Below are 10020 nucleotides of genomic sequence, written 5' to 3' on the forward strand. Positions count from 1 at the left end.
CGATGACGCTGCGCCGCGGCCGACGCCTCGCGATCGATGTCGGTGACGCCCGGATCGGGGTCGCCTCGTGCGACCCCGACGGGGTGCTGGCCACACCGGTCGAAACCGTGCCGGGACGTGACATCCCGGCCGCCCACAAGCGGCTGCGGCAGCTGGTCGCGGAGTACGAACCCCTCGAAGTCGTGGTCGGCCTCCCCCGCTCGCTCAGCGGGCGGGAGGGGCCGGCCGCGGCCAAGTGCCGTGCCTTCGCCACCGAGCTGGCCAAGGGCATCAAGCCCGTGACCGTGCGGCTGGTGGACGAGCGGATGACCACGGTCACCGCGGCCCAGGGCCTGCGGGCCTCGGGGCGCAACGCCAAGAAGGGGCGCTCGGTGATCGACCAGGCGGCCGCCGTGGTCATCCTCCAGAACGCTCTGGAGACCGAACGGGTATCAGGTAATCCGCCTGGTGAGTGCGTCGAAGTGGTTGTCTGATCGCGATACGGTAACGTTCCGCGCGATGTGACGGCATTCGAACAGCCGTCGCCCACCACTTCTGAGGCGGAACCGGGTGCCGCGGCCCACAAGCAGCCGCTGCCTCCGTCTCGCGGCTCTAGGGGACCGATGACCGAGTATGGACGGGGCTCTGGCCCCGAACCGTGGCACCCAGAGGATCCCCTCTACGGGGACCCGGCGTGGGCCGGACACCAGGCCCAACAGGGTCAGGTGCCCTACGCCGTCGGCCAGCAGCAGTATCCGCAGGAGCCGCAGTACCAGGGGCAGCCGCAGCAGTACCAGCAGCAGCCCCAGCAGCAGTACGCCCAGCACCCGCAGCAGTACCCCGCGGAGTACCAGGGCTACGCACCCGAACACCCGCAACAGCCGCAGCACCCCCAGCAGCCGCAGCACCCCCAGCAGCTGCACCCGCAACACCAGCAGCAGTACCCCGCTCAGCAGCAGCCCCAGCAACCGCACCAGCCCCAGCCCGGGTACGACGGCCAGCCGGACCAGGTCTGGGACACCGGCCAGGGCCAGCAGGCCGTCCCCTACGGCGTGGACCCCTACGCCCAGCAGGCCGTGGCCTACCCGGGGGAGACCCCGGACGGCTACGCCACGGACACGGCCTACCCGCCGCCGCAGCCCCCCGGCCGCCGCCACCTCGTCCCGGAGCCCTCCACCGAGTGGCAGGACGAGGTCGCCGAACCGGAGGAGGAGTCCCTCCTCGCGGCCGGTGGCGGCGGCGACGCCGACGAGCCCCCGTCCGGCGGACGCCGTGGCGGCCGCGGCAAGGGCAAGGGCGGCAAGACCAAGGGCACCAAGCGCACCGGCTCGGCCTGCCTGATCGCCGCCCTGGTCATCGTGGGCGCGGTCGGCGGCGTCGGCTACTACGGGTTCTCGTACGTCAAGGCGAAACTCGGCATGGCCGACGACTACACGGGCGAGGGCACCACCTCGGTCGACGTCGAGATCCCCAAGGGCGCGACCCTGGGCCAGATGGGCGCCATCCTGGAGAAGGCCGGCGTCGTCGCCAGCGCCGAAGCCTTCGTGAACGCGGCCCAGGAACACCCCAAGGGCAGCGGGATCCAGCCGGGTCTCTACCCGCTGCGCAAGCAGATGTCGGCGAAGTCCGTCGTCGAGGTCATGTCCGACCCCTCGAAGCTGAACGTGATCATCGTCGCCGAAGGCCTGCGCAACGTGCAGGTCTACGGTGCGATCGACAAGAAGCTCAAGCTCCAGGAGGGCACCACCGCGGAGCTGGCCAAGCGCGAGGTCAAGACCCTCGGCCTGCCCGCCTGGGCCGAGGACGGCCAGAACATCAAGGATCCGCTGGAAGGGTTCCTCTACCCGGCGCGCTACGACCTCACGACCGGCATCACCCCGCAGGACCTGCTCAAGAAGATGGTCAAGAACGCCACGGAGAAGTACGCGGCGCTCGGCATCGAGGGCAAGGCGAAGGACCTGGGCCTCAAGTCCCCGCTGGAAGTGGTCACGGTCGCGAGCCTGGTGCAGGCCGAGGGCAACAAGCACGAGGACTACCGCAAGATGGCGGCCGTCATCTACAACCGCCTCAAGCCGACGAACAACGTCACCATGCAGCGCCTCGAGTTCGACTCGACGATCAACTACATCAAGGGCACGAGCAACATCAACGTCTCCCGCGAGGAGACGCGCTCCATCGAGGACCCGTACAACACCTACAAGGTCAAGGGCCTGCCCCCCGGAGCCATCAGCAACCCCGGCATCGACGCGCTCAACGCGGTCCTGAGCCCGGACAAGGACGGCTGGATGTTCTTCGTCTCCGTCGACGGGAACAAGACCACCTTCAGCAAGACCCTCGCCGAGCACAACAAGCTCGTCGAGGAGTTCAACGCACGACAGGCACAGAAGAAGCAACAACAGAGCGGTGGGTAGCGGGAACATGTCACGGATAAGGGCCGCGGTGCTGGGTTCGCCCATCGAGCACTCCCTCTCACCGGTGCTGCACCGCGCCGCTTACCAGGAGCTGGGCCTCGTCGACCGGTCGTACGACCGTTTCGAGATCGACGAGGCCGCGCTCCCCGGATTCCTCGCGGGGCTCGGCTCCGAGTGGGCCGGGCTGTCGCTGACCATGCCGCTCAAGCGGGCGGTCATGCCGCTGCTCGACGAGGTCAGCGAGACCGCCGCCTCCGTGGAGGCGGTGAACACGGTCGTCTTCACCGAGGACGGCCGCAGGATCGGCGACAACACCGACATCCCCGGCATCCTCGCCGCGCTGCGCGAGCGGGGCGTGGAGCGGGTCCCGACCGCCGCCGTCCTCGGTGCGGGGGCCACGGCCTCCTCCGCGCTGGCCGCCCTCTCCCGGATCTGCTCCGGCGAGGTCACGGCGTACGTCCGCTCCGCCGAGCGGGCCGCGGAGATGCGCCGGTGGGGCGAGCGGCTCGGCGTGTCCGTGCGCACGGCCGACTGGTCGCAAGCCGCCGGGGCGCTGGAGGCGCCGCTGGTGATCGCGACCACCCCGGCCGGGGCCACGGACGCGCTCGCCGCGGCGGTCCCCGAGCGGCCGGGCACCCTCTTCGACGTGCTCTACGACCCCTGGCCGACCGCGCTCGCGGCGGCCTGGTCGGGGCGCGGCGGGCAGCTGGTCGGCGGTCTCGACCTGCTGGTCCACCAGGCCGTCCTCCAGGTCGAGCAGATGACCGGCCGCTCGCCCGCGCCGCTCGCCGCGATGCGGGCCGCCGGGGAACGGGCCCTGGCCGCACGGTAGATCCATCCGGGGCGGTGGGCCCGTAACCGCCTGTACCCGTCCGTACCCGCCCCGACCTGCCACAGTGGCGTCCGATAGCTGGACCGGGGGCCGGTACATCGGCGCGGACGTGGGAGGATCGGGGGTGGCGGGCCCGGACGGCGCACCCGGTCGCGCCTTGGTTGTGCCAGGCGCGAGCATGAGGAGCATCGTTGAGCAGGTTGCGTTGGCTGACCGCCGGGGAGTCGCACGGACCGGCGCTGGTAGCGACGCTGGAGGGGCTTCCCGCCGGCGTTCCGGTCACCACCGAACTGGTGGCCGACCACCTGGCGCGCCGCCGGCTCGGATACGGCCGCGGTGCCCGGATGAAGTTCGAGCAGGACGTGGTGACCTTCCTCGGCGGCGTCCGCCACGGTCTCTCCCTCGGTTCCCCGGTCGCCGTCATGGTCGGCAACTCCGAGTGGCCCAAGTGGGAGAAGGTCATGTCGGCCGACCCGGTCGACCCGGCCGAGCTGGAGGGCTCCGGGCGCAACGCCCCGCTGACCCGCCCCCGCCCGGGCCACGCCGACCTCGCCGGCATGCAGAAGTACGGCTTCGACGAGGCCCGCCCGATCCTGGAGCGCGCCAGCGCCCGCGAGACGGCCGCCCGCGTCGCCCTCGGTGCCATCGCCCGGTCCTTCATCAAGGAGACCGCGGGCATCGAGATCGTCTCCCACGTGGTCGAACTGGCCTCCGCCAAGGCCCCGTACGGCGTCTACCCGACCCCCGCGGACGTCGAGAAGCTCGACGCCGACCCGGTGCGCTGCCTCGACGCCGACGCGTCGAAGGCGATGGTCGCGGAGATCGACCAGGCCCACAAGGACGGCGACACCCTCGGCGGCGTCGTCGAGGTGCTCGCCTACGGCGTCCCCGTCGGCCTCGGTTCGCACGTGCACTGGGACCGCCGCCTCGACGCGCGGCTCGCCGCCGCGCTCATGGGCATCCAGGCGATCAAGGGCGTCGAGGTCGGCGACGGCTTCGACCTGGCCCGCGTCCCGGGCTCCCAGGCCCACGACGAGATCGTCTCCACCGACGAGGGCCTGCGCCGCACCTCCGGCCGCTCCGGCGGCACCGAGGGCGGACTGACCACCGGCGAGCTGCTGCGCGTACGGGCCGCCATGAAGCCGATCGCGACCGTGCCCCGCGCCCTCGCGACCGTCGACGTGGCCACCGGCGAGGCGACGGTCGCCCACCACCAGCGCTCCGACGTGTGTGCCGTGCCCGCGGCGGGCATCGTCGCCGAGGCGATGGTCGCCCTCGTGCTGGCCGACGCCGTCGTGGAGAAGTTCGGCGGCGACTCGGTGGCCGAGACCCGGCGCAACGTCCGGGCGTACCTCGACAACCTGCAGATCCGGTGACCGGCGGTCCCCTGGTCGTCCTGGTCGGACCGATGGGGTCCGGCAAGTCCACGGTGGGGGCGCTGCTCGCCGAACGGCTCGGCGTGCCCTACCGGGACACGGACGCCGACATCGTCGCCGCGCAGGGCCGGGAGATCGCGGAGCTGTTCGTCGACGAGGGCGAACCGTACTTCCGCGGCCTGGAGCGCGCGGCCGTGGCCGACGCCCTCGCGGAACACACCGGGATCCTCGCCCTCGGCGGCGGCGCGATCCTCGACGACGGCACCCGGGCCCTGCTCGCCGGGCTGCCCGTGGTCTACCTGTCGATGGACATCGACGAGGCGGTCCGCCGGGTCGGCCTCGGCGCGGCCCGCCCGCTGCTCGCGGTCAACCCGCGCCGCCAGTGGCGCGAGCTGATGGACGCGCGCCGCCACCTGTACACCGAAGTCGCGCGCGTCGTGGTGGCCACCGACGAACGCACCCCCGCAGAGGTCGCCCAGGCGGTCCTCGACGCTCTGGAGTTGAAGGACGTATGACAGACCAGGTGACGCGCATCCAGGTCGGCGCGAGCTCCGGGCACGACGCCTACGACGTGCTGGTCGGACGGCAGCTGCTCGGCGAGCTCGGCACCCTGATCGGCACGAAGGCGCAGCGCGTCGCGGTGATCCACCCCGAGGCGCTGGCCTCCACGGGTGAGGCGCTGCGCGACGACCTCGCGGCCCAGGGCTACGAGGCGGTCGCCATCCAGGTGCCGAACGCCGAGGAGGCCAAGACCGTCGAGGTCGCGGCGTACTGCTGGAAGGCCCTGGGGCAGTCGGGCTTCACCCGCACCGACGTGATCGTCGGCGTCGGCGGCGGCGCCACCACCGACCTCGCGGGCTTCGTCGCGGCCTCCTGGCTGCGCGGGGTGCGCTGGATCGCGGTGCCGACGACGGTCCTGGCGATGGTCGACGCGGCCGTGGGCGGCAAGACGGGCATCAACACCGCCGAGGGCAAGAACCTCGTCGGCGCCTTCCACCCGCCCGCCGGTGTGCTCTGCGACCTGGCGGCCCTCGACTCGCTGCCGGTCAACGACTACGTCAGCGGCCTCGCCGAGATCATCAAGGCCGGATTCATCTCCGACCCGGTGATCCTCGACCTGATCGAGCAGGACCCGCAGGCGGCCCGGACCCCCGAGGGCCCGCACACCGCCGAGCTGATCGTGCGCTCCATCCAGGTCAAGGCCGACGTGGTCTCCAGCGACCTCAAGGAATCGGGCCTGCGGGAGATCCTCAACTACGGCCACACCCTCGCCCACGCGATCGAGAAGAACGAGCGCTACAAGTGGCGCCACGGCGCCGCCGTGTCGATCGGCATGGTCTTCGCCGCCGAACTGGGCCGGCTCGCCGGTCGGCTCGACGACGCGACCGCCGAGCGGCACAAGAGCGTGCTCGCCTCGGTGGGTCTGCCGCTGACCTACCGCGGCGACCAGTGGCCCAAGCTGCTGGAGACCATGAAGGTCGACAAGAAGTCCCGCGGCGACCTGCTGCGCTTCATCGTCCTGGACGGGCTGGCCAAGCCGACCGTCCTGGAGGGCCCCGACCCGGCCGTGCTGATCGCGGCCTACGGCGAGGTGTCCGCGTGAGCCGCAAGGTGCTCGTGCTGAACGGCCCGAACCTGGGCCGCCTCGGCTCCCGCGAGCCCGACGTGTACGGGGCCACCTCGTACGCGGGGCTGGTCGAGAGCTGCCAGAGCCTCGGCCGGGACCTCGGCTTCGACGTCGAGGTCCGCGAGACCAACGACGAGGGCCAGCTGGTGCGCTGGCTGCACGAGGCCGCCGACGGGAAGATCCCGGTGGTCATCAACCCCGGCGCCTTCACGCACTACTCGTACGCGATGCGGGACGCGGCGGCGCAGCGCACCGCGCCGCTGATCGAGGTGCACATCTCGAACCCGTACGCCCGCGAGGAATTCCGGCACACTTCGGTCATCGCCTCGGTGGCGACCGGGACCGTTGCGGGCTTCGGACTGGGCTCCTACCGGCTCGCGCTGCACGCGCTGGCGGAAGAACTGCCCTCGGCCTGAGATAACGTTCTCGCATCAGTCCTCGCCTGAACGAGACGGAGTGGCAGCGGATGCAGCACGGAGTGGGGGGATGGGGCGAGCCGGGACAGCATCCGGCCGCCCCCGCGCAGCCGCCGATAGCCCCCGTGACCGGCTGGGGCCCGCCGCCCGCCGGCCCGCCGCACCCGTCGCACGCCGGTGGGCCGCCGCGCCACCACGCGGGCCCGCCGCACCCGGCCGGTCCGCCGCACCCCCCGGCTCCGCCCGCTCCGCCGCACCACGCGGGTCCGGTGCACCCCGCGGCCCCGCCCGCTCCGCCGCATCCCGCTCCCGTGCCCGCGCCGCACGGGGCGCCGCGCCAACCCGGCTACGTGCCGGGCACCACGGTGGCGCCCGTACCCGAGGCCACCGGGCACATCCCGCTGCCGGCCGCCGCGCCGCCCGTACCGGGCACGGGCGTGGCCACCCTCGCCGTCCTGCTCATCGGCCCCGCCGGGGCCGGTAAGACGACCGTGGCCCGGCACTGGGCGGGCTCCCGGCAGGTGCCGACCGCGCACATCAGCCTCGACGACGTCCGCGAGTGGGTCTGCTCGGGCTTCGCCGACCCGCAGGCCGGTTGGAACGACCACTCCGAGGCCCAGTACCGGCTCGCCCGCCGCACCTGCGGCTTCGCCGCCCGCAACTTCCTGGCCAACGGGATCTCCTGCATCCTCGACGACGCGGTCTTCCCCGACCGGCCCGTGGTGGGCCTGGGCGGCTGGAAGCGGCACGTGGGGCCCGGGCTGCTCCCGGTGGTCCTGCTGCCCGGCCTGGAGATCGTCCTGGAGCGCAACGCCGCCCGCTCCGGCAACCGCCGCCTCTCCGACGAGGAAGTCGCCCGGATCCACGGCCGGATGGCCGGCTGGTACGGCTCCGGCCTGCCCATCATCGACAACTCCCACCTGGACGTGGAGGGCACCGCCCGCGCCCTCGACGAGGTCCTGGCCCGCGCCATCGCGACCCCCGGCAGCTGGTGACCGGCGCCGCCCGGGCGGCCGTACACCTCGTCCGGCCGCGCTCGTCGAGCCGGATGCGCGGGGCGCTCGTACGCTCGAAGACATGTCAGACGTGTACGCGGCCCGTCGGGCCCTGCTTCGCGACCGCTGTGCCGCAGCGGGCAACTCCGCCGCACTGATCACGCGTCCGGCGAACGTCCGCTATCTCGCCGGGGCCTTCCCCGAAGGGGCGGTCCTGCTGATCGGTCCCGCCGACGACGTCCTCTTCTGCGCCGCCTCGCCCACCGGCGAGGCGGACGAGGGGCGGCTCGACGAACACCTGCGGCTCTCCGTCCTGTCCGGTCCCGGCGGCGATCCCGCCGTCGCCGCGGCCGACCTCGCCTGCGGCAAGGACGTCCGGGCGGACTCCCTCGCCGTCGAGGAGCACCACCTCACCGTCGCCCGGCACCGGGCGCTGCGCTCGGTCGCGCCCGGGCTGCGGCTGGCCGACCTCGGGCCCGCCGTCGAACAGCAGCGGCTGATCAAGGACGAGGAGGAGATCGCCTGTCTGCGGATCGCCGCCGAGATCGCCGACCAGGCCCTCGGCGAACTCCTGGAGTCCATCCTGGTCGGCCGTACCGAACGCCACCTCGCCCTGGAGCTGGAGCGGCGCCTGGTGGACCACGGCGCGGACGGCCCGGCCTTCCCCACCTCCGTCGGCACCGGCCCGCACTCCGGGCGCTCCCGGCACCGGCCCTCGGACCGGCGGGTGGAGGAAGGGGACTTCCTCTCCGTCTGCCTGGGCGCGAACTACCGCGGCTACCGGTGTGAGATCGGCCGTACCTTCGTGATCGGCACCACCCCCGCGGACTGGCAGATCGAGCTCTACGACCTCGTCTTCGCCGCTCAGCGGGCCGGCCGCGAGGCGCTGGCGCCGGGGGCCGCGTACCGCGACGTGGACCACGCGGCGCGCTCCGTACTGGACTCCGCGGGGCACGGGGAAGCCCTCGCTCCGTCGACCGGACACGGCGTCGGCCTCGAAATCGACGAGGACCCGCAGCTTGCACCTACAGCAATGGGTAAACTGGACGCTTGCGTGCCGGTCACCGTCGAACCGGGGGTTCACCTCCCGGGCCGGGGCGGCGTCCGGATCGATGACACGCTCGTCGTACGCCCTGAGGCGGACGGCGGACCCGAGCTACTCACCATCACGACCAAGGAGCTGCTCGCGCTCTAGCTTTGCTGTGCGCGCCACCCGTGGTCCACCAGTCCAGGAGATTTCGCAACCGTGGCTTCCACGAACGACCTCAAGAACGGCATGGTGCTGAAGCTCGACGGGGGCCAGCTCTGGTCCGTCGTCGAGTTCCAGCACGTCAAGCCCGGCAAGGGCCCGGCCTTCGTGCGCACCAAGCTCAAGAGCGTGATGTCCGGCAAGGTCGTCGACAAGACGTTCAACGCCGGCACCAAGGTCGAGACGGCCACCATCGACCGCCGTGACATGCAGTTCTCGTACATGGACGGCGACTACTTCGTCTTCATGGACATGGACACCTTCGACCAGCTGATGGTCGACCGCAAGGCCGTCGGCAGCGCCGCCAACTTCCTGATCGAGGGCTTCACCGCCTCCGTCGCGCAGCACGAGGGCGAGGTGCTCTACGTCGAGCTGCCGGCCGCCGTCGAGCTCGTGATCGAGCACACGGACCCGGGCGTCCAGGGCGACCGTTCCACCGGTGGCACCAAGCCCGCGACCCTGCAGACCGGTCACGAGATCCAGGTCCCGCTCTTCGTCACCACCGGCGAGAAGGTCAAGGTCGACACCCGTACCAGCGACTACCTCGGCCGGGTGAACAGCTAACCGTGGGAGCCCGGAGCAACGCCCGCAAGCGTGCTTTCCAGATCCTCTTCGAGGCGGACCAGCGCGGTGTTCCCGTGCGCGAGGTCCTCGCGGACTGGGTCCGTCACTCACGGAACGACACCGACGGCCGTCAGCCGGCGGTCAGCGAGTTCACGATGAACCTCGTCGAGGGGTACGCCGACAAGGTGGACCGCATCGACGACCTGATCGTCACCTACGCCGTGGACTGGGACCTCGACCGCATGCCGGTCGCGGACCGGAACATCGTGCGGCTGGGTGCCTACGAGCTGATCTGGGTCGACGAGACCCCGGACGCCGTGGCGATCGACGAGGCGGTCCAGCTCGCCAAGGAGTTCTCGACCGACGAGTCGCCGAACTTCGTGAACGGGCTGCTGGCCCGGTTCAAGGACCTCAAGCCGAAGCTGCGGCGGGACGAGAGCGCCTAGCGTCCCGGCGGTTCGGTACACGCAGGGCCCGCAGCGCACCGCGCGCTGCGGGCCCTGCGCGTGTCCGCCCCCCCGCCGCGGGGGCGGGAAACGAAAGAACCGGCGGGGGCCGGGAAGCACATGGC

11 protein-coding genes are annotated in these 10020 nt (G+C 72.1%); all 11 read left to right on the forward strand.

Annotation, left to right across the window (positions count from 1 at the left end; all coding sequences use genetic code 11):
- Positions 1 to 2: 2 nt before the first annotated feature.
- The 11 genes from ruvX (at position 3) to nusB (ending at position 9895) form a co-directional block, all read left to right on the forward strand.
- A complete protein-coding gene (gene ruvX, locus ACFWAR_RS34565; protein ID WP_354381477.1) occupies positions 3 to 473 on the forward strand; it encodes a Holliday junction resolvase RuvX in 471 nt (156 codons plus the stop codon).
- 231 nt (positions 474 to 704) lie between these two features.
- Entirely contained in the window at positions 705 to 2390 is a 1686-nt protein-coding gene (gene mltG, locus ACFWAR_RS34570; RefSeq protein ID WP_385786100.1) for an endolytic transglycosylase MltG, read from the forward strand.
- 7 nt (positions 2391 to 2397) lie between these two features.
- Positions 2398 to 3222 carry a shikimate dehydrogenase gene (locus ACFWAR_RS34575; protein WP_385786103.1) on the forward strand — a complete coding sequence of 275 codons (825 nt, stop codon included), beginning with the start codon at positions 2398 to 2400 and terminating at the stop codon, positions 3220 to 3222.
- Positions 3223 to 3413: 191 nt separating this feature from the next.
- Positions 3414 to 4598 carry a chorismate synthase gene (aroC, locus tag ACFWAR_RS34580; RefSeq protein ID WP_385786106.1) on the forward strand — a complete coding sequence of 395 codons (1185 nt, stop codon included), beginning with the start codon at positions 3414 to 3416 and terminating at the stop codon, positions 4596 to 4598.
- Positions 4595 to 5113 carry a shikimate kinase gene (locus ACFWAR_RS34585; protein WP_385786109.1) on the forward strand — a complete coding sequence of 173 codons (519 nt, stop codon included), beginning with the start codon at positions 4595 to 4597 and terminating at the stop codon, positions 5111 to 5113. Before aroC ends, ACFWAR_RS34585 begins: the two co-directional genes overlap by 4 nt.
- Positions 5110 to 6201 carry a 3-dehydroquinate synthase gene (gene aroB / locus ACFWAR_RS34590; protein WP_385786113.1) on the forward strand — a complete coding sequence of 364 codons (1092 nt, stop codon included), beginning with the start codon at positions 5110 to 5112 and terminating at the stop codon, positions 6199 to 6201. Before ACFWAR_RS34585 ends, aroB begins: the two co-directional genes overlap by 4 nt.
- Positions 6198 to 6641, forward strand: coding sequence for a type II 3-dehydroquinate dehydratase (aroQ, locus tag ACFWAR_RS34595; protein WP_385786116.1), 444 nt, complete (start codon positions 6198 to 6200; stop codon positions 6639 to 6641). Before aroB ends, aroQ begins: the two co-directional genes overlap by 4 nt.
- A gap of 50 nt (positions 6642 to 6691) precedes the next feature.
- Complete coding sequence (locus tag ACFWAR_RS34600; protein WP_385786119.1) at positions 6692 to 7636, forward strand: AAA family ATPase; 945 nt, start codon at positions 6692 to 6694, stop codon at positions 7634 to 7636.
- A gap of 82 nt (positions 7637 to 7718) precedes the next feature.
- Positions 7719 to 8831 carry an aminopeptidase P family protein gene (locus ACFWAR_RS34605; RefSeq protein ID WP_385786121.1) on the forward strand — a complete coding sequence of 371 codons (1113 nt, stop codon included), beginning with the start codon at positions 7719 to 7721 and terminating at the stop codon, positions 8829 to 8831.
- A 51-nt stretch (positions 8832 to 8882) separates the two neighbouring features.
- Positions 8883 to 9449: an elongation factor P gene (efp, locus tag ACFWAR_RS34610; protein WP_385786124.1), complete on the forward strand. Its 567-nt coding sequence runs from the start codon at positions 8883 to 8885 to the stop codon at positions 9447 to 9449.
- A 2-nt stretch (positions 9450 to 9451) separates the two neighbouring features.
- On the forward strand, positions 9452 to 9895 hold the full coding sequence (nusB, locus tag ACFWAR_RS34615) for a transcription antitermination factor NusB (RefSeq protein WP_385786126.1): 444 nt from the start codon (positions 9452 to 9454) through the stop codon (positions 9893 to 9895).
- Positions 9896 to 10020: the final 125 nt, after the last annotated feature.

Source organism: Streptomyces sp. NPDC059917 (assembly GCF_042730635.1).
Classification (GTDB): Bacteria; Actinomycetota; Actinomycetes; order Streptomycetales; family Streptomycetaceae; genus Streptomyces.